Annotated in this window: 20 protein-coding genes; 9 read left to right on the top strand and 11 right to left on the bottom strand. The window is 53.7% G+C overall.

Annotation, left to right across the window (positions count from 1 at the left end):
- The first annotated feature begins 27 nt into the window (after positions 1 to 27).
- Positions 28 to 1,701: a PglL family O-oligosaccharyltransferase gene (locus B9Z35_RS10665; RefSeq protein ID WP_108283684.1), complete on the top strand. Its 1,674-nt coding sequence runs from the start codon at positions 28 to 30 to the stop codon at positions 1,699 to 1,701.
- Positions 1,702 to 1,715: 14 nt separating this feature from the next.
- On the top strand, positions 1,716 to 2,498 hold the full coding sequence (locus B9Z35_RS10670; RefSeq protein ID WP_108283685.1) for a glycosyltransferase family 2 protein: 783 nt from the start codon (positions 1,716 to 1,718) through the stop codon (positions 2,496 to 2,498).
- An 11-nt stretch (positions 2,499 to 2,509) separates the two neighbouring features.
- Here the strand turns inward: B9Z35_RS10670 and moaC are convergent, their stop codons facing one another.
- Positions 2,510 to 2,986, bottom strand: a complete 477-nt coding sequence (moaC, locus tag B9Z35_RS10675; protein WP_108283686.1) for a cyclic pyranopterin monophosphate synthase MoaC — start codon at positions 2,984 to 2,986, stop codon at positions 2,510 to 2,512.
- A 46-nt stretch (positions 2,987 to 3,032) separates the two neighbouring features.
- Here moaC and B9Z35_RS10680 point away from each other — a divergent pair, with 46 nt between their 5' ends.
- A complete protein-coding gene (locus B9Z35_RS10680) occupies positions 3,033 to 4,634 on the top strand; it encodes a M48 family metalloprotease (RefSeq protein WP_233246549.1) in 1,602 nt (533 codons plus the stop codon).
- On the opposite strand, the gene B9Z35_RS10685 is transcribed toward B9Z35_RS10680, so the two are convergent.
- Complete coding sequence (locus B9Z35_RS10685; RefSeq protein ID WP_108283687.1) at positions 4,587 to 4,946, bottom strand: phage holin family protein; 360 nt, start codon at positions 4,944 to 4,946, stop codon at positions 4,587 to 4,589. The genes B9Z35_RS10680 and B9Z35_RS10685 overlap by 48 nt on opposite strands.
- Before the next feature lie 79 nt (positions 4,947 to 5,025).
- Here B9Z35_RS10685 and B9Z35_RS10690 point away from each other — a divergent pair, with 79 nt between their 5' ends.
- The gene (locus B9Z35_RS10690; RefSeq protein ID WP_108283688.1) at positions 5,026 to 5,487 is read left to right on the top strand and encodes a DUF3717 domain-containing protein; all 462 of its coding nucleotides are present in this window, start codon (positions 5,026 to 5,028) and stop codon (positions 5,485 to 5,487) included.
- Between the two features lie 45 nt (positions 5,488 to 5,532).
- Here B9Z35_RS10690 and B9Z35_RS10695 read toward each other — a convergent pair whose 3' ends face one another.
- Together B9Z35_RS10695 and purB are read right to left on the bottom strand one after the other, a co-directional pair.
- Positions 5,533 to 6,093, bottom strand: a complete 561-nt coding sequence (locus B9Z35_RS10695; protein ID WP_108283689.1) for a YaeQ family protein — start codon at positions 6,091 to 6,093, stop codon at positions 5,533 to 5,535.
- A gap of 4 nt (positions 6,094 to 6,097) precedes the next feature.
- The gene (gene purB, locus B9Z35_RS10700; protein ID WP_108283690.1) at positions 6,098 to 7,501 is read right to left on the bottom strand and encodes an adenylosuccinate lyase; all 1,404 of its coding nucleotides are present in this window, start codon (positions 7,499 to 7,501) and stop codon (positions 6,098 to 6,100) included.
- Positions 7,502 to 7,584: 83 nt separating this feature from the next.
- Between purB and B9Z35_RS10705 the strand changes: the two genes are divergently transcribed.
- Positions 7,585 to 8,199 (top strand): glutathione S-transferase family protein, encoded by a 615-nt coding sequence (locus B9Z35_RS10705; RefSeq protein WP_108283691.1) that lies wholly within the window; start codon positions 7,585 to 7,587, stop codon positions 8,197 to 8,199.
- Between the two features lie 87 nt (positions 8,200 to 8,286).
- On the opposite strand, the gene B9Z35_RS10710 is transcribed toward B9Z35_RS10705, so the two are convergent.
- Genes B9Z35_RS10710 through B9Z35_RS10735 form a run of 6 tightly spaced genes read right to left on the bottom strand, consistent with a single transcriptional unit; the run spans position 8,287 to position 13,505 of the window.
- Positions 8,287 to 8,736, bottom strand: coding sequence for a nuclear transport factor 2 family protein (locus tag B9Z35_RS10710; protein WP_108283826.1), 450 nt, complete (start codon positions 8,734 to 8,736; stop codon positions 8,287 to 8,289).
- A 26-nt stretch (positions 8,737 to 8,762) separates the two neighbouring features.
- Positions 8,763 to 9,548 carry an SDR family oxidoreductase gene (locus B9Z35_RS10715; RefSeq protein ID WP_108283692.1) on the bottom strand — a complete coding sequence of 262 codons (786 nt, stop codon included), beginning with the start codon at positions 9,546 to 9,548 and terminating at the stop codon, positions 8,763 to 8,765.
- Between the two features lie 17 nt (positions 9,549 to 9,565).
- On the bottom strand, positions 9,566 to 10,795 hold the full coding sequence (locus B9Z35_RS10720) for a cyclopropane-fatty-acyl-phospholipid synthase family protein (protein WP_108283693.1): 1,230 nt from the start codon (positions 10,793 to 10,795) through the stop codon (positions 9,566 to 9,568).
- 19 nt (positions 10,796 to 10,814) lie between these two features.
- Positions 10,815 to 11,615 carry a DUF1365 domain-containing protein gene (locus B9Z35_RS10725; protein ID WP_108283694.1) on the bottom strand — a complete coding sequence of 267 codons (801 nt, stop codon included), beginning with the start codon at positions 11,613 to 11,615 and terminating at the stop codon, positions 10,815 to 10,817.
- 4 nt (positions 11,616 to 11,619) lie between these two features.
- Positions 11,620 to 12,912, bottom strand: coding sequence for an NAD(P)/FAD-dependent oxidoreductase (locus B9Z35_RS10730; protein WP_108283695.1), 1,293 nt, complete (start codon positions 12,910 to 12,912; stop codon positions 11,620 to 11,622).
- Positions 12,909 to 13,505, bottom strand: coding sequence for a glutathione peroxidase (locus B9Z35_RS10735; RefSeq protein WP_199219812.1), 597 nt, complete (start codon positions 13,503 to 13,505; stop codon positions 12,909 to 12,911). Before B9Z35_RS10735 ends, B9Z35_RS10730 begins: the two co-directional genes overlap by 4 nt.
- 86 nt (positions 13,506 to 13,591) lie before the next feature.
- Between B9Z35_RS10735 and B9Z35_RS10740 the strand changes: the two genes are divergently transcribed.
- Together B9Z35_RS10740 and rfaE2 are read left to right on the top strand one after the other, a co-directional pair.
- Positions 13,592 to 14,539, top strand: a complete 948-nt coding sequence (locus tag B9Z35_RS10740) for a cobalamin-dependent protein (protein ID WP_108283697.1) — start codon at positions 13,592 to 13,594, stop codon at positions 14,537 to 14,539.
- 12 nt (positions 14,540 to 14,551) lie between these two features.
- A complete protein-coding gene (gene rfaE2 / locus B9Z35_RS10745) occupies positions 14,552 to 15,058 on the top strand; it encodes a D-glycero-beta-D-manno-heptose 1-phosphate adenylyltransferase (RefSeq protein ID WP_108283698.1) in 507 nt (168 codons plus the stop codon).
- Here the strand turns inward: rfaE2 and glnE are convergent, their stop codons facing one another.
- On the bottom strand, positions 15,059 to 17,803 hold the full coding sequence (glnE, locus tag B9Z35_RS10750) for a bifunctional [glutamate--ammonia ligase]-adenylyl-L-tyrosine phosphorylase/[glutamate--ammonia-ligase] adenylyltransferase (RefSeq protein ID WP_108283827.1): 2,745 nt from the start codon (positions 17,801 to 17,803) through the stop codon (positions 15,059 to 15,061).
- Between glnE and B9Z35_RS10755 the strand changes: the two genes are divergently transcribed.
- Positions 17,804 to 21,853: a YhdP family protein gene (locus B9Z35_RS10755; RefSeq protein ID WP_233246552.1), complete on the top strand. Its 4,050-nt coding sequence runs from the start codon at positions 17,804 to 17,806 to the stop codon at positions 21,851 to 21,853. It abuts the gene before it with no gap.
- Positions 21,853 to 23,853 carry a nitrogen regulation protein NR(II) gene (locus B9Z35_RS10760; RefSeq protein WP_233246553.1) on the top strand — a complete coding sequence of 667 codons (2,001 nt, stop codon included), beginning with the start codon at positions 21,853 to 21,855 and terminating at the stop codon, positions 23,851 to 23,853. Before B9Z35_RS10755 ends, B9Z35_RS10760 begins: the two co-directional genes overlap by 1 nt.
- The last annotated feature ends 2 nt before the right edge of the window (positions 23,854 to 23,855 follow it).

Below are 23,855 nucleotides of genomic sequence, written 5' to 3' on the forward strand. Positions count from 1 at the left end.
GGGCTGGAACTGTCGGAAAATCAGCGAATGAATTCTTCAACGCAAAACAGCACTCTTGCGCGCAACATCATTTTGGCTTTGTGCGTCGCATTGCCATGGCTCAATCCATTTGCTAGCAGCCCATCGACAGCGGTGGTCCCATTGTTGCTAAGTTGGATGATGGCAGCTTGTGCATTACTTGCTGTGGTGGAGTTGTCGCTGGTAGAAGCGGCATGGGCCATGCGTGATCGCTTGTTTGCTGCGCTGCTAGGCGCCTGTCTATGCGTATCATTGCTATGGGTGCCACAAGTGGTTGACCGTGCATTGACATTTGGTTTGCTGGCTTCATTGCTAAGTATTGGGTTGATGGTGTCGGTCGGAAGGCGAGCCGCTGCAAACGACGATGTTCTGCGTTGCTTGGTCGTGGCTTTGCTTGCAGCGGCCGTGATCAGCAGTGTTTTGGGCGTGTTGCAGTACTTGGGTCTTGCGCGCGAGTTGTCACCATGGGTGAACCAACCTTTAAAGGGTGATGCTTTTGCTAACTTGCGGCAGCGCAATCAGTTCGCATCGCTAACAAGTCTTGGCTTCGCTGCACTTTTGGGAATGGTGTTGGCACAAGTCAAAGCAGCGCATATGTCACGGGTGGGATGGGGAGTGTCTTGCGTGCTGATCAACATCATGGCAGCAGGCGTTGCTTGTTCTGTGTCACGCACTGGCGCGATGCAGTGGATGCTAGTGAGTGGATTGGTCAGTGTCTGGGCGTGGAAAACTTTAGACAAAGATCAACGCACCGGCCTGATTAGTTTGGCGCTAATCGGACCAATCCTAGTAGCAATTTGGTCAATTGTGATGCCGTGGCTGTCCTTGCAGACGACAGGTGAATGGGGCGCAAGCATGATTTTGCGCGTCACTGGCCAAGCACAGGACTATGCCGCGTGTGGAGGACGCCGCGTGCTGTGGACGAATGTGTTGTCACTGATCGCGCAGCACCCATGGCTGGGATGGGGTTGGGGTGAAACAGACTACGCACATTTCATGACCCGTTATAGCAGCATGCGTTTTTGCGACATGCTGGACAACGCACACGACTTTCCATTGCATGTGGCTTTGGAGTTTGGGGTCCCATTCGCTTTGATTGTGATGACTTGCATCGCGGCATGGGTGCTGCGACGTCAACCTTGGAAGGAGTCAAATGCCTGGCGTGTCATGGCGTGGTGCCTGTTGGTGGTGTTGGGGTTGCATAGCTTGCTGGAATATCCGCTTTGGTACGGGCCATTCCAAATGACTTTGGGTTTTGCGATGGGCTTGTTATGGGGCGAACCAAAGGCACAAAGTAAAGAAGTAGCTCAAGAGTTACCAATGTTGATCGCGGCCATTGTTTTTATTGGATGCTTGTATGCCATGTGGGATTTCAACCGCGTAGGCCAAATCTACCGACAAGCGGCGTCGCGGGATGCGGCGTACAAAGACAACCCCTTGCACCATGCAAAGCAGTCATGGTTGTTTAAAAATCAAGCGGATTTTGCGGAGTTGACGACACAAACGGTCACCGCTGATAACGCAGCGGAGTTATACCCGCAAGCCATGCGGTTGATGCACTACTCCCCCGAAGCACGCGTGGTGCAGCGCGTCATCGATGCGAGTCAATGGCTGGGTGAGCGAGAACAAGCGCAAATGCTGGCGGACCGATTGGAAGATGTGAAGCAAAACACGCCACGCTAAACTCTTCTTTAACCATGACCCAAACTCGCTCTACTCTCTCGGCTATTGTCATCACGCGTAACGAAGCCCACAACTTGGATGATTGTTTGCAGTCCATGCACGGGCTGGTGGATGAAATCATCGTGGTTGATAGCCAAAGTACGGATGCCACAGTGGCCATTGCCCAGCAGCATGGCGCAAAAGTGGCTCAGCCTGCAGATTGGCCTGGCTTTGGTCCGCAAAAGAATCGCGCGCTAGATATGGCTACCTGCGACTGGGTGTTTTCAATCGATGCCGACGAGCGTGTGACACCTGAGTTGGCAGCTGAAATGAAACATGTGCTGCAAACAGGCCGCACGACTGCTGCCTACAAATTACCTCGTTTGTCGTCATATTGCGGCAAGTTCATTCACCATGCAGGCTGGCAGCCTGATTACGTGTTGCGCTTGTTCAAACGTGGCACGGCCAAGTTCTCGGATGATTTGGTTCATGAACGCGTGGTGACTGAGCAGTTTGTGGTTGCCTTGCAAAACCATTTGCTGCACTACAGCTATTTGAATTTTTCGCAGGTGCTGTCAAAAGTCGATGCCTATTCCACGGCATCAGCTAAGCAAGCTTATGCGCGCGGTAAGCGTTCATCTGTGGCGGGTGCGTTGGGCCATGGTGCGTGGGCATTTTTTCGCACCTATGTCGTACGCCGCGGTTTTATGGACGGCGCACATGGTTTAGCGTTGTCTATTTCTAACGCCGAGACCAGTTACTACAAGTATTTGAAGCTTTGGCAGATGCAGCAGGCTGAAGAATCGGCTGCTAACTGAGCGAGTCGAAATCAGGCCGCCACGTAACTACCCGATTTGCCGCCGTGTTTTTCAAGCAAGCGCACATCGGTCATCGTCATACCACGATCCACGGCTTTGCACATGTCGTAGATGGTGAGTAGTGCTACTTGAACCGCTGTCAGCGCTTCCATTTCCACACCTGTTTGTCCCACGGTTTCCACCGTCGCGGTGCATTGCACGCTGTGCGTTGATTCATCTATCGCAAATTCAACGGCAACGCGCGTGAGGGCGAGCGGGTGACACAAAGGAATCAAGTCACTTGTTTTTTTAGCGGCTTGAATACCCGCAATACGCGCAATGCCCAGTACATCGCCTTTTTTAGCTGTGCCACTTTGAATCAACGCCAATGTGACTGGCTGCATGACGATGCGGCCAGTGGCCACGCCCACGCGTTTGGTATGGGCTTTGTCTGCTACGTCCACCATGTGGGCTTGGCCTTGTGCATCAAAATGTGTGAGTGAAGACATGCTGAAATTTACAACGGGTTAACATCAAAGCAGCATCATACGGCCCATGAATACCATGCCATCTTCGTTACCGCCGCAATCCTTACGTCGTTTGGGCGTCTTAGGAATCTGCGTGAGTTTGTTGTTGCCTGTTGCGCCCGTGCAAGCGCAATTGAGTGGCAATAGGTTGCCAAATTTGGGAGATGGCGCGGAAGTGCCGTTGGGTGTTGAGCGGCGATTGGGTGAAAGCATCGCGCGTGAAATTTATCGTGATCCGGATTATTTAGATGACCCGGTCTTAGGTGATTATTTGCAAGGTATTTGGCAAACGCTCATGGCGTCTGCGCGTCAACGTGGCGAACTCACGCCAGAGCTAGAGCAGCAATTTGCATGGGAAGTTGCGTTGATTCGCGACCGCAGCATTAACGCGTTTGCGCTACCCGGTGGTTATTTGGGCGTGCACTTGGGTTTGATTTCAGCCGTCAACAGTGCAGATGAGCTGGCGTCGGTGCTCGCTCATGAATTGAGTCATGTCACACAGCGGCATATTGCGCGCATGATCGCGCAGCAAGGGCGTCAAGGTCCGATGGTGATGGGCGCCATGATCTTGGGCATGTTGGCTGCCAGCCGAACACCCAGCGCAAGCAGCATGAGTGCGGCCAATGCAGTCATGGTGGGTGGCCAAGCTGCAGCGATACAGAGCCAATTGAATTTTTCAAGAGACATGGAGCGCGAAGCCGACCGTGTGGGCTATGGCGTGATGACAGAGGCCGGTTATGAAGCCCAAGGCTTTGTCACGATGTTTGAAAAGCTGCAGCAGGCAGCCCGCTTGAATGACAACGGTTCGTTCCCTTATCTGCGTAGCCACCCGATGACGACGGAGCGGATTGCCGATGCGCAAGCACGTCAGCAGTTGTTGCCTGCGAAGGGTGCAGTACCAACCACCGCCACGCATGCCATGATGGGTGCTCGTGCACAGGTGTTGGTGAATCCAGGTATCGATGTGTTGCGAAGCATTGTCGGTCAAGTCAATCCAACAACGTTAGCAGCCGCGACCAAGGCAAAGCAAGCTGGCATCCTGTATGGCGCAGCCATGGCAGAGATGAAGCAACGCAACTACCCCGAAGCCCGTCAATATTTGACGCGTTTGCAGTCTATGGGCAACTTAGATTTGAGTGCTCAGAGGGTGATTCGTTTGTTTGCAGCCGAATTGGCTTTGGCCGCGGGAGATGCAGCACAGTCTGTGGCGATGCTAGAAACCAAATCCACAGTATTGGCAACCAACGACCGCGCGACCCGCATTCAGTTGGCGCAAAGCCGTATCGCGACGCGCAAAATTGCGCAAGGCAAAGCGGCTGCAAGTGATTTGTCTTTGTGGTTAAACCAGCATCCGCGTGATGCCACGGCATGGCTGATTCAATCTTCAGCATATGAACTGCAAGGTGATGCGCTGCGTGCGTTGCGTTCACAAGCGGAAGCACGGGCGATGGAGCTGGACTATGGTGCTGCACTAGATCGATTCAAGGCAGCACAAACATTGGCGCATCAAATGGACAGCGCTGGCAAGTTAGACCGCAGTGGTCACATGGAGGCATCGATCATTGATGCCCGTTTGCGTGAATTAGAGCGGTTGCGGCGGGAACAGTCGCTCGAGCGCGGCATCAATTAACACGCCAAATGCTGAGTAAATCAGCGAGCCCAACAGCGCCGAGCCAAATCCGCGCACCCAAAAGCCTTCAAGCAAACCTGCTGCGGCCCAAAACATGAAGGCGTTGATGACAAACAAAAACAGGCCCAGTGTCAAAAACGTCACAGGCAAGGTCAATACGACCAAAGCAGGGCGCACGATTAGGTTAAAAATTCCGATCACCAAGGCGGCCGTCATAGCCGCACCAAAGCTGGTGACCTCAACGCCGCTGTAAAGGTGCGCCAAAGCTATCAAAGCGGTGGCGTGGAGTACCCAAGTTAAAAGTAGTTTCATTGCGGTATCAGCATAGCATTCCCGTTATCATCCATCCCCCGACTTTCACCCTGCTTTTTAGGTAACAAACTCTAACGCGATGGCTGGCATTCACATCACCGACATTGAAGCGGCCATCAACTATTGGCGCGAACAAAAGCCCTCACCCGATGGCGTCACACTCGCGCCCGAAATTCGTGCGTTAGCCGAAGTCTATGCCTTGATGATTTATTACCATCATGAAGAAGCGGCAGAAAAAGGCTTTCCTAAAAAGGCCTATGAAGCATGGCTGGGTTGGTACAACACCACACCTGATGCGCCCTGTATTGCCATTTGTTCCACCAGCCAAGGCGACGAAGAGTGCAAAGGCTGCGGTCGCACCTTTGAAGAGGTGCAGTACTGGCCAGAAATGTCGCCAGGCGAAAAGCGCAGCACTTGGCGACGTATCACCATGATTGGCACGTCTTGGCGTTTTAACAAATACGCCGAGCGTGCGCTGGTGAGTTCATCCATCGATGTGGGCGAGCCTACAACTGAAGGCGAAGCTAAGGCCGGCGCATAAAAAAAGCGCACCTTGAGTGCGCTTTTTCAGTTGAAGTGGCGGCGCTTATTTCCAGCGTTCGCACTCAATGTCAACGGTCGTTTTTCCGTTGCTCATCATCACCACACCCTCTTGAACCGTGGCTTGCAGTTGCATGCTGCGCTCAGCCAGCTTGGCCAAGTCTTGCGACGCGCTGCTAGGAATGCGCCAGACCTGCAGCGACGTGGGCTTGATAAGTTTGTTTTGCATGTTCTTCCACCAGACATCGCCAGAGCTGGAGAACACATACAACATGACTTGGTCGGCCTTGCTGCAGGCTTTAAGCAGTGGCTTTTCTTCAGGCTGACCCACTTCAATCCACAAGCGTTTGCGGCCGGTGAAATCGGTCAACATCACATCGGGTTCGTCAGGGTCAGATAGGCCTGCGCCAAAGGCCAACACGCCATCGCCGTTACAAACGTCTTGCAGCTGATGTGCTTGCAATGACAGTGCGACTAAACGCACCATCATGCGTTCGTCCGTCTCGCTGGGGTGGCGCGCCAAGGTCAGCGCGTGGTCGGCGTAGTAGCTGTGGTCAATGTCCGCGATTTGGACGTTCGCTTTGAAGATGGTGGATTTGATCGCCATCTGATTAAACGCGGCGCGCGAGTTCGGCGGCTTTGCCCACGTAGCTGCCAGGCGTCATGGCCAGCAAGCGGTCAATGTCCGCTTGCGGTATTTGCAGTGAAGCAATCAAACCATGCAGCGCTTCAGCCGTCACCGTTTTGCCACGCGTGACTTCTTTGAGCTGCTCGTAAGCACCTTGCACGCCGTAGCGGCGCATGACGGTTTGAATCGGTTCGGCCAGCACTTCCCAAGCTGCGTCAAGATCGGCGGCCAAGGCTTCTTCGTTGAGTTCGAGCTTGTTCAAGCCCACCATCATCGACTGATACGCCAACGCGGTATAGCCCAAGGCCACGCCCATGTTGCGCAGCACCGTGGAGTCAGTCAGGTCACGCTGCCAGCGGCTGATGGGTAGCTTTTCACTGAGGTGTTTGAGCACGGCGTTTGCCAAACCCAAATTGCCTTCGGCGTTTTCAAAGTCAATTGGGTTGACTTTGTGCGGCATGGTGGACGAGCCAATTTCGCCAGCTTTCAAACGCTGTTTGAAGTAGCCCAACGACACATAGCCCCATACATCGCGCGACCAGTCAATCAAGATGGTGTTGGCGCGTGCCACAGCGTCAAACAACTCAGCCATGTAGTCGTGGTGTTCGATTTGGATGCTGTAGGGCTGGAAGGTCAGGCCCAGGCCCAGAGGTGCGGGTGTTTCTACCACTTTGCGGCTGAAGGCTTCCCAGTCGAAATCTGGCCAAGCGCTGAGGTGGGCGTTGTAGTTGCCTACCGCGCCGTTCATCTTGGCCATGATGTGCACGCCGGCAATGCGTTCGCGCACTTGTTTCAAACGCATCACCACGTTGGCCACTTCTTTGCCCACGGTGGTGGGGCTGGCAGTTTGGCCGTGGGTGCGGCTGAGCATGGGCACGTCGGCAAAAGCGTGGGCCATCTCGCGCAGCTTGGCGATCAAGCCATCAATGCCGGGCAAGATCACCTCATCGCGGCCTGCTTGGAGTTGCAAGGCGTGGCTGGTGTTGTTGATGTCTTCGCTCGTGCAAGCAAAGTGCACAAACTCCGCAGAAGCTTCTAGCTCTGCATGGCCTTTGAATTTCTTCTTGATCCAGTACTCCACGGCCTTCACATCGTGGTTCGTGACTTTCTCTTCATCCTTGATGGCCAAGGCATCCTCGGTGCTGAAGTTGGTCACCAAGCTGATCAGATAAGCGCGTGACTCAGCGCTCAAAGGTTTGAATTCGGCAAACCCAGCATCGCTCAATGCAATGAACCACGCAATTTCCACCTGCACGCGGCGATGCATATAACCTTGCTCGCTCATCAAGGGGCGCAGGGCGGCGACTTTGCCTGCATACCGGCCGTCTAGGGGCGACAGGGCGGTGACTTGGGAAATGGCTTGGGAAGTGTGGTTTGTTGTGCTCATTCTGCAATTTTAGGTGCTGCGCTCCAGTGGCATGTATACGCAAGATAGATAAACTAGAACTTCATTAAATCAACGAAAACTTTATGAAACTGATTGGCTCACTCACCAGCCCTTATGTGCGCAAAGTGCGCATCGTCATGGCCGAGAAAAAACTGGACTATCAGTTTGTGTCCGAGGACGTGTGGGCGGCTGATACCAATATTTCTGCTTCCAATCCTTTGGGCAAAGTGCCTTGCTTGGTGATGGAAGGCGGTGAGGCTTTATTTGACTCGCGTGTCATCGTTGAATATGTGGACACTTTGTCTCCAGTCGGTAAGCTCATTCCTAGCGCTGGGCGAGAGCGTGCCGAAGTCAAAACATGGGAGGCCTTGTCTGATGGCCTGCTCGATGCCGCTATTCTTGCGCGGCTCGAGGCCACATGGTCAGGACGCAAAGAAGGCGAACGCAGCCAGATGTGGATTGATCGTCAATTGAAAAAAATCGACGACAGCTTGATTGCCATGGACCTTGCTTTGGCTGAGCGTAGCAACTGTGTCGGTATTCATTTGAGTTTGGCGGATATTGCTGCGGGCGTGGCGGTGGGGTACTTAGATTTCCGTTTCCCAAACATCGATTGGCGTGGTCAGCATCCCAACTTGGCCGCTTTGTACGAGCGGTTGTCACAACGCCAAAGCTTCAAAGACACCTTGCCAACATAAGCCCAAGTCGTCTGAACGAGGAAAGCCCTTCGTTGAAGGGCTTTCCTTTGGCGTAGTGGGCTAGGCCTTGTGATGCGTGTTGTGCGTTTAGCTGTTGGCGCGCTGCTTCAGCCAGCGCATCAAGCTGCCTAAAACGGGGAGTTTTTCATACAACTCTTCTGCAGCATCCCAGTAGTCACGGTGCATAGCAACGCGCCACACGCCTGCGTCTTCACGGAACACAAAGTGGGTGGCCCCTCGAATGGTTTGAGTTGCGCCGTTGTCCATCCGTGGCATGCCAAACAAAAAATCCCAAGTCACAAAGCATTGTGAGCTTTGGAGCACTTGTGTGGTGATCACAAAGCGTGGTGCATGCAATGCTTCAAACATGTGGGCAAAGATGCGCTCGATGGCTGGGATGCCTTGTACTTCGTTGAACGGATCTTTGAACTGCGCATCCGCGGTGTAGATGTTGGCAAGGTGTGCCAGATCGCTGGGCTGCATGTGCTCAAAAAAATGTACCAGCCGCTGCAATGCAGTCTCAGGCGTGTCAACCATTGATTCGAGCAAAGGCATTGCTGATCTTACATACCCGTGCTGCGACGCACCAAGGCAAAGTACCAGCGGTAGGGTAGTAAGCGAAGCAACATTAGCATGCGTGTGAAGCGTTTTGGAAAGTGAATATGAAACGCACCCTGGCGCCATCCCTTCAAAATTTCTTGTGCCGCTTTCGCCGGCGTGATGAGTGCAGGCATGGGGAAGTCGTTGCCAGCCACCAGAGGCGTCTCTACAAAGCCAGGGTTGATCACACTCACGCCAATGCCATGTGGGGACAAGTCGTAATACAAGGCCTCGGCCAAATTGATGAGGGCTGCTTTGGTTGGGCCATACGCCAAGCTTTGCGGCAAGCCGCGAAACCCTGCCACGCTGGAAATGAAGCTGAGGTGCCCCTTTTGGTTGGGCAGCAATTCAGGCAACACGGCGTCCAGCACACGTAAGGCGCCTGTGTAGTTGATGTCGAGGTGGCGCAACATTTCTGGCAGCGAATACGAGGTGGCGCGTTGCGGTAGGTAGTAGCCTGCGCAGTACATCACCACATCTAAGCCTTGTTGTGCTTGCACGTAACGGGCTGCAGCGGTGATGGCCGCGGCGTCTGCTACATCGAGCACCACAGCTTGCGCACCAGGGTGTGCATCGACAAATTGTTGCAGCAACTCGGCATTGCGAGCTGATACCACCACCCGAGCGCCTGCGGCATGCAGGGCTTTGGCGGTTGCCAAACCAATGCCGCTGGATGCGCCAATCAACCACACACTTCGACCCTGCCAGTCGGTGATGGGTGTGTTCATGGGTTTGAAGAAGAGCGACATAGGTGGCGTGCAACAGATTAAGGTTTGACCAAAGTGTATTGAACCACGTCCGTGTTGTGTTGCTCGAATGCCGCCTCGCAATAAGCGAGGTAGAACTCCCAAATGCGGATGAAGCGTTCGTCAAAGCCCAGCTGCAACACCTGCGCTTTGTCCGCCATGAACTGGTGACGCCAGCGGCGCAGGGTTTCGGCGTAGTCCAACCCAAAGGCCAGCTCGTCGATCACCTTCAAGCCAGCACGTTCTGCGTGCGCGCGGAACTCGCGTGGGCAGGGCAAGCAACCGCCGGGGAAGATGTATTGCTGAATGAAGTCGGTGCTCTTCACATAGCGGTCAAACAAGCTGTCATCGATGACGATGGTTTGCACACAAGCCTTGCCGCCCGATTTGAGCAAGCGTGACACGCTCTCGAAATACGTGGGCCAATATTCCTGGCCCACGGCCTCTAGCATTTCGATGGAGCAAATCGCGTCGTAAGGGGCGTCGTCAATGTCGCGGTAGTCTTGCAGGCGCAGATTGCTGGTGGCGGCCAAACCTTGGGTTTGCATGCGTTGGTTGGCGAAGGCCAGTTGCTCGTGGCTCAGTGTCACGCCGCTCATGTGTGCGCCAAACTCTTGACCGCCCAACTCGACCAAAGCTCCCCAGCCGCAACCGATTTCCAGAATGCGGTCGCCCGCTTTGGCGTCGACCATACGCAGGGCACGGCGTACTTTGGCGGTTTGCGCTTGGGCCATCGGCTTTGAGCGGTCGTTGTCAAACCAAGCCGATGAATAGTTCATTGTGGGGTCTAGCCACAGCTCGTAAAACGCGTTGCCCAAGTCGTAATGCGCGTGGATGTTTTTCTTGCTGTTGCTACGTGTGTTGCGATGCAACAAGTGGCGCACACGGTAGAACAAACGGCCCAACCAGTTGCCGTAAATCAGCTCTTCCATGTCGCGGCGATTCGCCACCAGCAGTTGAAGCAACTCGGCCAAGTTGTTGGTGGTCCATTCACCGGCGATGAAACTTTCTGCAAAGCCGATGTCACCCGACTTCATGGCCTGTGTCAGCGGCGCATAGCTGTGTAAATGCAAGGTGGCATTGAGCCCTTCACTGTTGGTCGAGCCAAACTGCTCAACGCGTCCATCAGGCCATTGCACATGCAGCGTGCCGTGTTGCAGGCGTTGGAGCAGACTGACCACGCGTCGCACAGCTGTAGGCATGGCTTGGGTAGAGGTGTTCACAGGGGCCGAGGTCGTGGTGGGGTTCATGGCAATGCTCTTCTCTGCGTCAGCGGGTCACAAAATCTTGTGGGGGTGTTGGTTTTGTAAAAAATGGCACTCGTTTTAGCCAAAGCTTCAGCGCCTGCCAATGGATGCGTGTCATCACCATCAGGGTCATCAATGGGTAGCCCCACAGCGCATGGCGTAGGACAAGGTGCGTGATGGGTTGAAGCTGGCCGCTCACGCTGGTTTCAATCAAGGGGCCGTGTGCATCGTCGTGGTCCACGCTGGCTACCGTGTGGTCTTCCGTACGCATGAAGCGAAAGCGGTAGTCGCCCTGTACGGCGCAAAACGGCGACACATGAAACACTTTGCTCGCGCGTTGCTCAACGCCATAGCGAGGTTGGTCTAGCAAATAGCAATGGCGCTCACCAAAGGTGTTGTTCACTTCCACCACGATGGCGCGCAGGCTGTTATCTGCGGCAAGGCAATACCAAAAGCTCACAGGCTTGAAGGTGTAGCCGAGCACGCGCGGATAGCAATGCAACCAGACCTCACCTGTGGCATCAAGAATACCTTCGCTGTGCAGCAACTCATCGAGCCAAGCCAGTGCACCACCTGCCGCCATGCCACGGCCATCGCCGTGGTCGACATCATGAAAGCTGATGGCGCCTGCGCGGTTGATGGGCAGCACTGCATCGCCAGAGACTTTGAGCGATCGCATGGGCAACATCAAAAAGAAAGTGTTGTAAGCGAACGCATGGTGCTTGGGGCGTAAGCGCGTGTGCCGCACTTGGCCAAAACCAATCATGGCTTGCGGTGTGCCGCTTGCCAATGTGTAGGGCGTTGGCGTGGTGCTCTGCGTCATGCCGTTATCTTGCCAAGCTGGTCAATAAGTTCTGTGCGGCAGCGCGCCCAGATTTGAATCCGTCTTCATGAAAACCGTAACCCATCCAAGCACCTGCAAACCATGTGTGTTGCTGGCCTTGCAGTTGCGGCATCTGCGCTTGCGCTTGAATGGCGGGTAAGTCAAACACGGGGTGCGCGTATTCGTATTCGCCAAGGATGTGTGCAGGGTCAATGTCGTGCACGGGGTTGAGTGACACGATCACATCTTGGCTAAATGGCAGCGGTTGCAGCAAGTTGAGCCAATAGTGCAAACAAACGCGCGTGGACTCGGTGCTGTCGTGTGCTGCACGTTCGTAGTTCCATGCGGCCCACGCAAGTTTTTTCTTGGGCATCACCGAGGCGTCGGTGTGCAGCACGGCGCGATTCGGGTGGTAGCGGATAGCGCCCAAAGCGATGTGCTCCTGTGCCGTGGGTTCAGCCAACATTGCCAGCGATTGGTCAGCGTGGGTTGCCAGGATCACTTGATCAAATCGTTCGGAGCCGTTGTACGTTTGCAGCGTCACGCTGTGTGCATCGCGCCCGATGCGCAACACGGGCGTGTTCAGACGCTTGTCTGGAATGCCCGCCAAAATCTTCTCGACATAGTGGCGTGCGCCACCGGCTACCGTGTACCACTGTGGCCGGTTGTTGACTTGAATGAGGCCGTGGTTATGGCAAAACCGAATCATGGTGGCCACAGGAAACTTGAGCATTTGGTCGGTCGGGCAACTCCAAATGCAACCTAGCATGGGCAACAAATACCAATCACGAAACGCGTCGCTGAATTTGTGCGAGATCAAAAATCCGCTCAAGGGCTGAGCGAGCTCGTGGTCTTGGTTACGCTCGGCCAGTTCGGTGGCCAAGGTGTTGAAACGAACCACATCGCGCAGCATTTTGATGAAGCTGGGCTTGAACAGGTTGCTGCGTTGGGCAAACACGGTGTTGAGGTTGGCGCCGTTCCACTCCAGTGCGCCACGGCCATTTTTGTTGGGCACTTGCACCGAAAACGACATGTCCGATTTGACGGTGGCCACCTGCAGTTCTTCAAACAACGCAATCAGGCCAGGATAGGTGCGTTCGTTGTAGACCAAAAACCCTGTGTCCACGCCATGCGTTTGTAAGCCCTTGCGGGTGGGCAACGTCACGTCGACGGTGTGGGTGTGACCGCCGAAATAGTGACCCGCTTCTAACAAGGTGATGTCGGCTTCGCCATGCAAATGGTGTGCGGCAGAAAGACCGGAAATGCCCGAACCCACAATGGCGATGCGTGGTTTCATTGCGCCATGCCTTTCACAGCCAATTGCTTTTCAACTTCTTGCACAAAGCTCTTGTCTTGTGGCCCCGTCATGCTGCTGAAGCTTTTGACGCTTTTGCCATCGCGGCCGATCACATATTTGTAAAAGTTCCACTTCGGGCTTGTGCCGGTTTGCTCTGATAGCTGCTTGAACAAGGGCAATGCGTCGTTGCCACGAACAGTGGTTTTCACAAACATCGGGAACTTCACGCCAAAGGTGTTTTCGCAAAAGTCGGCGATCTTGGCGTTGCTGTCGGGTTCTTGCGAAAAGTCGTTGCTGGGAAATCCAAGCACAACCAAGCCTTGGTCTTTGTATTTGGCGTAAAGCGCTTCGAGGCCTTTGTATTGCGGGGTAAAGCCACAAAAGCTGGCGGTGTTCACGACCACGACCACTTGGCCTGCGTACTGACACAGGTTTTGTGGTTTTTCATCTTGCAGGCGCGCCACCGTGTGTTGGAGCACACGAGGGCAGGTGCTGGCCGACGAGAGCTCAGATGCTGCATTTGCAGCACATGCTGCCAGCAAGAGTGCACTTCCGAGCAGAAATTTGCGGGTAAACAGGGGGATGTTGTTCATCATGATTCCTTATGATTGCCCAAATTTGGATATCTTGTCCACGACAATAAAATAACCCCCATTCTGACTTGTTTTAAAACCTGCTTATGAACGCTTCTGACTCGCAAATTTCCGTTTCTTTGCCGATTGCGGCGGTGGAGCGCGATACAGGGATCGGCAAAGACACACTGCGAGTTTGGGAGCGTCGGTATGGCTTTCCTCAGCCCAATCGTGATGAGCACGGTGAGCGCGTCTATCCAGCAGCGCAAGTAGAGAAATTACGCGTCATCAAGCGGCTGATGGACCAAGGTCATCGACCCGGACGCATCGTGGCACAACCCATCCAGGCATTGCTCCATCTCACGCGTGCAGATTTAGGGGGTCATAGCGCGTCGGCTGCGCATACCATGGTGCGTGAAGATTTGGCCGCCCTGATCGCCATGATCCAGGCGCATGACGATGAAGGTTTGCGTGCAACATTGCACGCGTCTTTGGCAAAGACGGGTTTGCAAACTTTTGTAACCCACATGGTCGCTCCCTTGACAAGCTTGGTGGGTGAAACTTGGGCTCGCGGTGACCTGGCGGTTCATGAAGAGCATCTGTACACCGAATGTGTCGCAACCTTGCTGCGTCAAGCCATTTCAGCCATTCCTAAAGCAGCCAATGGCACCACGCCCTCCGTTTTATTGACCACGTTCCCACAAGAAGCGCATGGCTTGGGTTTGTTGATGGTGGAAAGTTTGTTGGCGCTTCAGGGCTGCCGCTGCGTGTCATTGGGTACACAAACGCCATTGCGTGACATTGCTCAAGCTGCGACCCTGCGAAAAGCCGATGTGGTGGCTTTGAGCTTTAGCGTGAGCATGAACGTGAATCACGTGATCGATGGATTGAAAGAGTTGATGGCCTTGCTGCCTCAAGGCGTCAAGGTTTGGGCTGGCGGTCAATCTCCCGCGCTCAAGCGCAGGCAAATTGAGGGCGTGGTGGTGATGAATGATTTGGCATCCATTTCAAATGCTGTCAATGAGTGGCGTCATCATGCAGGGTTGGTTGCCTAAAATCAGCCCACCATGACAGACACCACCACTTTGCATCCCCCGGCATTTCTTTCTAAGCTCTCATCGCGTCAAGAGGCCATCGCGCGTGTAGCAACCTTGCGCGCAATTGGTCCCGTTGTATTTACCAATGGTGTGTTTGATGTGCTTCACCGAGGACATGCATCGTATTTGGCTCAAGCGCGAAGCTTGGGTGGGAGTTTGGTCGTGGCCTTGAACAGCGACGCATCTGCACGACGTCTGGGTAAGGGCCCAGACCGTCCACTGAACAACGAGTTAGATCGTGCCGCCTTGATGGCCGCATTGGAATCGGTGAGTTTGGTCACTTGGTTTGACGAGGATACGCCCTTAGAGCTGATCACAGAGTTGCGCCCCGATGTATTGGTCAAAGGTGGTGACTACGACATGAACAAGCTGGCAGAGACACAAGTGGTGTTGGCTTATGGCGGTCGCGCGCAAGCGATACCTTTTGTGGACGGTTATTCAACCACGGCACTGGTTAAAAAAATACGTCAAGGCTAATCAGTCAAACACCACATGCCACAAGGCTTGAATGGCTGCTCGCTCTTGGGCCAGTTCTGCCATTGGTACTTGTGTAGGAAGCTCATTTAAACGCGCGCGGTGCTGCACCCGGCGTAACTCTCGGTATGCCGTGCCAGCCGCAGCACCAATGCCCAGCGGTAGCAGCCCCGCTCTCTCTGCGCTCAGCAGCAGCGCGATGTTGCCAACGTTGAGAAGCAAATCAGGATGTTGTGCTGCATGCGCTAGCACCATGAACTGCACAGTGAACTCTACATCCATCATGCCCCCCGAGCTGTGCTTGACATCGAATAAGCCAGGCTTGGCGGTGTGGGCTGCATGCAGTTTTTCCCGCATCGCGATGATCTCGTGACGCAACCCAACATGGTCACGCTGTGAATTGATGACCTTTGCACGCACAGTGTCAAAACGTGCTTTGAGCTCGGAGGTGCCCAAGCAAAAGCGTGCGCGCGTCATGGCTTGGTGTTCCCACGTCCATGCGGTGTTTTCGCCCCGCTGGCATTGGTAATTTGCGTAGGCGTCGAAGGTAGAAACAAGTAAACCAGAGTTGCCGTTGGGGCGCAAAGCAGTGTCAATTTCGTACAAATCACCATCACCCGTTTTAACGGTTAGCCAATTGATGAGTTTGCGCACATAGGCTGCATAAATTTCACCAGCACGTTCGTGGTCATCTTCGTACACGAATACGATGTCAAGGTCGCTGCCGTAGCCAAGCTCTTTGCCGCCCAATTTGCCATAAGCAATGATGGCGAATTGGGGTTCTTCACGATGACGTTGTTTGAAGTTTTGCCACACCCAGCGGCTGGTGACATTGAGGACAGTGTCAGCCAAAGCGCTCAGATCATCTGCCACTTGCTCGACGGTAATGCGTCCTTCCACATCACGCGCTAAGGTTCTGAAAACTTCTGCGTGGTGAGCTCGGCGCAGTAAGTTGAGCAAGGTTTCTTCGTCAGCTTGCCCCGTGGACTGCAAGGATTCAAATCGTCTTTCAAGCTCTTTTTCAAATTCAAAGGGGACAAAACGTTCAGCCATCAAGGCTTCGCTGGCGAGTTCGTCAATCACACCCGGATGCTGTTGTAAATACTTGGCGGGCCAACGTGCCAGTCCCAGTAATCGCATGAGCTGTTCATGGACATGGGGTCGCTCGATCAGCAGCGCTAAATAACTTTCGCGACGCAGCAATGGTTCGAGCCAATCACTCCATCGCAGAGCGGACTCCTCAGAGACGCGCCCTTCGCTGATCCACATATGGGTGCGTTGCAATAGTTTGAGCAGTCTTTGAAGGCCTTCATCTCGCAGTGCGCGAATGCGCGGATGTTCAGACCATTGCGCCACGCGTTCACGCAGGCGAGGTGTAAGGTTCGGGAGTAAAGACGGCAGATCTAGGATCGCACTGTGGTTGTTTTGCCCGCAACCTTTGCAATCATCGTTGTGCGTAGTTTCTGTTTTTTCGCCTAAGCCCAAAAGTCGATCAAATTCATCAGCCACCAATTCACGGTGACTGTCGAGTTGTGTCAAGAAGTCGCACGCATCGCCAAAGCCTAAGGTCAGCGCGATCCAATTCAAATCTTCGTCGTTGGTGGGAATGATATGGGTTTGTTGGTCGTCCAAGTATTGGATACGGTGTTCAACTTGACGTAAAAACACATACGCTTTGGCCAATGCATCTGCCGCGGACGCTGGCATCAAATTGGCTAGGCTGATACGTTGCAAGGCTTGCAATGTAGGACGTGTGCGCAATTCTGGGAACTGACCACCGCGAACAACTTGCAGTAGTTGTACGGTGAATTCAATTTCACGAATGCCACCGCGTGAAAGCTTGACGTCATTGGCACGTTCAGGGTGGCCTGCACTCCGAGAGGCTGAATGCTTTCGGATTTGCTGGTGAAGGCCACGAAGCGACTCAAACACGTTGTAGTCTAAATAGCGGCGAAACACAAAAGGCAAGACAGTGTCACGGAGCTCATGCGCATTCGCGTTGGCGCTGAAAGGCGCAACCATTCGGCTCTTGAGCCATGCAAAGCGTTCCCATTCGCGTCCTTGAACTAAAAAATACGCCTCTAAGGACGCAAGTGACACCACGCTGGGACCCGAGTTGCCGTTTGGACGAAGAGCCAAGTCCATGCGAAACACAAATCCATGGTCGCTGGTGTCACCAATGAAGGTGTAAATTAGTTTGACTACTTTGGCGAAATAGTCGTGGTTGCTGATACGACCTCGGCCATCAGGCAAACCGGTTGTTTCACCGTCTTCGTTGTACACATAAATCAGATCAATGTCGCTCGAGACATTCAGCTCTCTGGCACCAAATTTACCCATCCCAATGATCCACAAGGTGGCCCGTTCACCGCTTGGTGTAGTGGGCATGCCATAGCTGGCGTCGAGTTGGATTTGGGCTTCATGAAAAGCGGCGTTGAGCGCGAATTCACCCAAATCAGTCATGGCGCGCATGACCACGCTGAGCTCCGCCCCTTGCTCACAATCCAGCACCACCAAACGTTCTAGCACCAGCTGGCGTAACACACGCAAGGCGTCTGCGCAGCTGTATAACTGTCGCAAGGCGTCAAAGCAAGTCTGCAGAGCCGACATCTCCGGCGCACCGACAGGTAATAAATGCAACTCATTGGCGTAGCGACGGCGAATGCGTTGCACAAAGCGCGAATAAGTACTCAGATTCTGCATGGGGGAGGAGATAATTGCCGACACGTTGCTAGTCCCATGAAACATTTGTCTGATTCTGTAAACCCCACCCCTGAAACGCCGCGCAATGATTTGAACTGCAAATCAGTGTGGCAACGTGCGGTCTATTGGGCATTGGGTGTCGTGGTGTTTGCATGGATCGCTGTGCTGATAGCTTGGAGTGCTTTGCACATTTTCATTGTGCCGCGAATTGGCGATTACCGTGAGGTGCTTCAACAACAAGCCTCACGCGCCATGGGGATGCGTTTGGAAATTGGTAGCGTCAGTGCGCAAGGCGGTTGGTTGGTCCCGTGGTTTGAGGTCACAGATGTTCGGCTATTTGATCGTGAGGGTCGAGAGGCGTTGCGTTTGCCGCGTGTGTTGGCCGCAATATCGCCAAGCTCTGTGTTGATGGGGCAGTTTGAGCAATTGACCATCGATCAACCAGAACTGGAAATTCGTCGCGATGCACATGGCCATGTATGGGTTGCGGGCATTGACACCAGCATGGCGGGTAATGGCAATGGCGCCGATTGGTTCTTTTCACAACCAGAATTTGTTGTTCGCCAAGGGGTAGTGCATTGGCGAGATGAAAGTCGAGCGGATCAGACGCAAAAAGCCGCGCCTGTCTTGACTTTGAAAGACGTCGCAGTTTCGATGCGCCATCCTTGGTTGCGGCACGAATTGCGTGTTGAGCTGACTCCCCCACAAGCTTTTGGAAAACCATTGAGTTTGAGTGGCAAGTTCATGCAGTTGCCACTGGGCAGAAGTGCAGACTTTACGCAATGGTCAGGCGAAATATTTGCCGATTTGCCTGATGTGAACTTGGCTTCATTGCGTCAATGGGTTGCCATGGACAAGGGTCTGTCGTTGCAAGAAGGGCGCGGTGCTCTCAGGTTGTGGAGCGATGTGAAGCAGGGCTTGCCAGTGAGTGTCACCGCTGACGTGGCGCTTGATGCAGTAGATGTCCGCTTGGGTAAAGATCTTTTGCCACTCAGTTTGCGACATGTGCAAGGACGCATTGGTGCACAGTGGGCAGATGATGAGGTGGAGATCAGCAGTCAAGATTTGGTGTTTGACACGCAAGAGGGCGAACACTGGCCTGGTGGCGTCTTGCGGATGAGCTGGCGTGGCGATGACTTTGAGTCCGGCGCGTTGAATGCGGATCGCTTGGACTTAGATGCTTTGGTTCAGGTTTCGCAGCGTTTACCGTTGTCAGAGCAAACGCGTGGCATCTTGTCGCACGTTCAACCACAAGGTCAAGTCAACCAACTCAAAGCAACTTGGCAACATGATCAAGGCGCGCCGCTGATTTACACAGTTCATGGCCAAGTACGACAACTCTCGCTGTTGCGTGATGCGCAAGCAGATAGCCCACTGGCAAATATGCCAGGCATGCAAGGCGCACAACTTGAATTTGACTTGAACCAGCAAAGTGGCAAAGCACGCGTGAGCGTGACCAATGGCAGCGTCACTTTGCCATTGGGTCTAGATGAGCCGTTCATCGTTTTGCAAGATGCCTCGGCGCAGGTGGCTTGGCAAATCAAGGGCCATGATCTTTCGCTGCAGTTCACACAAGGGCGTGTGGTCAATGACGATCTGAGCGGTGAGTTCAACGGTAACTGGAAAACTGGCGAGGGTGCTGCGCGCTTGCCGGGCGTATTGGATTTAACGGCAAGCATCAGTCGAGCCAATATGGCGCAAGTGCACCGGTATTTGCCAAATATGCTACCTACGGGTGTAAGAGCTTATGTGCGTGATGCCGTTCAATCGGGCGAAGCCAATCATGTGACTTTGCGCTTGCGAGGTGATTTGCGCGACATGCCTTTTGAAAATCCAAAGCAAGGTGAATTTCGCATCGTCGCCCAAGTTGGTCAAGGCAAATATGCGTATGTACCACCTGAGGCGACCAAGAATAAAACATCACCAACACCCGCTTGGCCAGCTTTGCATGAGATCACTGGCGAATTGGTGTTTGATCGCCAAGCGATGCACTTCAAGGGCGGCACTCAGTTGGCGGGTGCGCCAGATGTGAGATGGCAAAAAGTCGAGGCTCACATACCAAACTTAGCGCAAGCGGTGGTCAATGTGACGGGTGAGGCGCAAGGTCCACTCCAACAAGTGTTGAACATGGTGGCCAAGTCAGCACTGAATGACTTGACTGGTGGGGTGCTAAGCAAAAGTGAGGCCACTGGCGTTGCCAATTACAAATTGGCACTGAGCTTGCCAATTGATAAGTTGGAAAACACAAAGGTACAGGGCTCTGTTGCTTTTGCAGATAACGCTTTGCAGGTCATTCCCGGAACTCCAGTGCTGAAGCGCACGCGTGGCGCCTTGCAGTTCAGCGAACAAGGTTTTCAGCTCAAGTCAGTGCAAGCGCAACTACTGGGGGGTGATGCCACGTTGGATGGTGGCTTGTCTTTTGTAGCCAAAGCCGAGCAATCTCCTTTGCAACTCAAAATCAAAGGCGACTTAACGGCGGAAGGCCTGCGTCAAGCCAGAGAACTCGGCTTTGTCTCTAAACTGGCAATTCGCGCCACTGGCAACACAACCTACAACGCAACGCTAGGTTTGCGACGCGGACAACCGGAGTTGCAGATCAACAGTGATCTCAAAGGCTTGGCCTTGACGTTGCCGGCACCCTTGAATAAAACTGCAAATACAGTTTTGCCATTGCGCATAGAGACACAACTGACACGTGAATCCCTGCAGCTCAAATCGCGTGTGCTGCAAGATCAAATCAAAGTCACGTTGGATCGCTTGTTGAGCGTGACGTATGTTCGCGATCTCAATGGGCCACGACCACGTGTTGTGCGTGGCGGCATTGCGGTGGGACAGTCGGTCGTGGATGCTGTTCCCATGCGAGATAACGCGGTGAGTTTGAATTTACAACTGCCAGCGTTGGACTTAGATGCTTGGAACATCGCCTTCACGCAAATCACGGGTGTTTCACCGCTGAAGCGAAAGTCATCTGCACCACAAGCTATTGGTAGCGAAGCCAGTGGCGATGATGCGCAAGACTACATGCCAACTTTCGCCGCGGCTCAGGCAACACAAATTAAAGTGTCTGATCGAATCATTCATAAAGTTGTGGTCGGTGGCACACGTCAAGGTGACTTATGGCGTTGCAATATCAGCGCAGAAGAGCTCAATGGCGCAATTGAAATACGCCCGCCCAAAGACAACGCACCAGCGCAGCTTTATGTCCGTTTGGCCTATCTGAATATTCCGCCAAGTTCTGTGCCCGACATGGAACGACTTTTGAGCGACCAACCCAGCAGCATTCCTACTTTAGACATCGTCGTCAATGACTTGACTTTGCGCGGCAAGAAAATGGGGCGCTTAGAAATTGAGGCCGTAAATCGCGTCGGAATCAAGTCTGCGCGTGAGTGGCGTTTGAATAAATTCAATGTCACGTTGCCAGAGGCCAATCTGACAGCAAATGGCAGTTGGATGGCCGATGGCCCGAGGTCACGACGTACCCAATTGAGCTTTGCGTTGACGTTGCGCGACAGTGGTGAGTTACTGTCACGTTTAGGTACGCCAGATGCCATTCGGCACGGCGAAGGCAAGTTGGAAGGTCAAGTGACATGGCAAGGTTCACCCATGACCGTTGACTATGCAAGCATGTCAGGCAAGATGAATCTTTCGGTAGAAAAAGGACAGTTTCTAAAAACCGAGCCAGGGGCGGCTCGTCTATTAGGCGTCTTAAATTTGCAGGCTCTGCCGCGTCGGTTGACTCTGGATTTCAACGACATCTTCAGCGATGGCTTTGCGTTTGACTTTGTTCGAGGTGATGTGGTCATTGATCAAGGCGTTGCCTCAACCAATAACCTTCAAATGAAGGGCGTGGTGGCTGGTGCCTTGATCGAAGGAAGTGCCGATCTCGTGCGTGAAACGCAAAACCTGAAAGTGGTGGTGGTTCCTGAAATTAATGCAGGTACAGCCTCGCTTTACATGGCCACGATTAACCCTTTGATTGGTTTGACAAGTTATCTGGCTCAAATGGTGCTGAGCAAGCCTTTGGTGCGTGCAGGTACCTCGGAGTTTCGTATAGACGGCACTTGGTCTGATCCACGTGTAACCAAAGTCGAATGATGCTGACTTCCTTCGTGCCTCAAATGCGTCGCTGGATGCTCTGGGGGCTTCTGGTCGTGTTGGTGTTGACCATGCTCAGTACCTTGGTATGGCTGGCTGGCCGCTATGAGGTCACTCAAGTACAAAGCCGCATTGAGCGGGATGCGGCAGATGCCGTGAGTGACATTCGCACGGCGCTCACCCGTAATGTTCAAAGTTTGCAAGCCTTGCAGTATGCAGATCGCGGCGCTATTCCTTGGACGCAAGATGCACAGGTCCTTTTGCGTGAGCATCGCGAATGGATGCGATTAGAGTTGCGTGATACTGACTTACGTATTCTTAAAAGCGCAGATTCACCGTTTCGCTCGCCAGTCTTCAATCGCTTTGGGCGTGATGTCAATCAGCCGGAAGTTGTGCATGCTTGCGGTGTTGCAACTCGACAGGCGGGTCCTGGCTATGGTGCAAGCGCCTATGTGCCACAAGCGGATGGTTTGGGCGTCGAAGTGATGGACTTGTGTTTGCCCGTCATCATTGATGGCAAGCTCACGGGCTACACCGTTGCAACCTACTCATTGGCAGAGATGTTGGTCAATATGGTGGGGCAGCAATTGACGCGACGACAAGAGGTCTCATTCACGGAGTCGGACGGCACACGCTTAGCGATGCACGGCACAGCGCTTCGTGGCTCGCGGGTGTTCATTGCCAAGCAACTGTTGGACTTGCCTGGCCACACCATGGTCTTGCGCATGGATAGCTGGCGTGGCGCACCTGATTTATTTCCTAACGTCTTAACAGCCTTGGTCACAGCCATGGCCATTGCCTTGGTCACCGTGTTGGTCATGCTTGCGCGCGACATGCGTCGTCGCCAGCGCGTAGAGCTAGATCTGGCCAACGCATTGGCATTTCGTAAGGCTATGGAGGATTCGCTGGTGACGGGCCTGCGCGCACGCGACAAGCAAGGCAAGATCACCTACGTCAATCCAGCTTTTTGTGAAATGGTAGGTTTTGAAGCGCAAGAGCTCATTGGCCGTGGCGTACCTGCACCGTATTGGCCCCCTGAGATGGTGGATGAATACGGTCAACGCCAAGCCTTGCGATTGGCTGGCAATGCGCCACCGCGATTGGGTGCGGAGTCGGTCTTCATGCGAAAGAATGGTGAGCGTTTCCCAGTGATGATTTTTGAAGCCCCTCTGATCAATGCCTTGGGTGAGCAAACGGGTTGGATGGGTGCCGTACTTGATGTGAGTGAACAGCGTCGTGTCGAGGAGGTGTCTCGTGCGAGCCAAGAGCGCTTACAGGCGACGGCACGTTTGGCCACGGTTGGTGAGATGGCGTCGTTGCTCAGTCACGAACTCAACCAGCCTTTGGCTGCAATTTCAAGCTATGCCACGGGCAGCCTCAATCTATTGCAAGACGCTGCAAAAACAGATCCGCATCTGGTAGAAAGTTTAGGAAGCGCCATTCAGCGTATTGGCCAGCAAGCTGAGCGCGCAGGTAAGGTGATCAAAAGCGTCCACGACTTTGTGCGCCGTCGCGATCAAGCGCGAGAAGCCGTGACGCCGCGGGCTTTGCTGGACGATGTCATGCCCTTGGTGAGTTTGCAAGCTCGAAAACTGGGGGTGCGTGTGGTGGTCAATTGCGCGGCTGATTTGCCAGCGGTGTTGTGTGACCGCACCATGGTTGAGCAAGTGTTGTTGAACTTAACACGCAATGGAATGCAAGCCATGACTAGCGATACGACCCACAAGTTGCTGACATTGAGTGTGCGACCTGCCGCATCCAATGCCACCAATCGATGGATGGAATTTACGGTGGCAGATGTGGGTCAAGGTATTCCTGAGGGCGTATCGGAAAAACTCTTTACACCCTTCTTTACGACAAAGGCAGAAGGCATGGGTTTGGGACTGAGTTTGTGCCGAACTGTGGTCGAACAGCATGGGGGTTTTTTGAGTCATCACGCCAACGTTCCATCTGGCACAGTGTTCAGTTTCACTCTGCCACAATCCTCATTAGAGGCTTGATC

Source organism: Limnohabitans sp. Jir61, assembly GCF_003063545.1.
In the GTDB taxonomy this organism is placed as follows: domain Bacteria; phylum Pseudomonadota; class Gammaproteobacteria; order Burkholderiales; family Burkholderiaceae_C; genus Limnohabitans.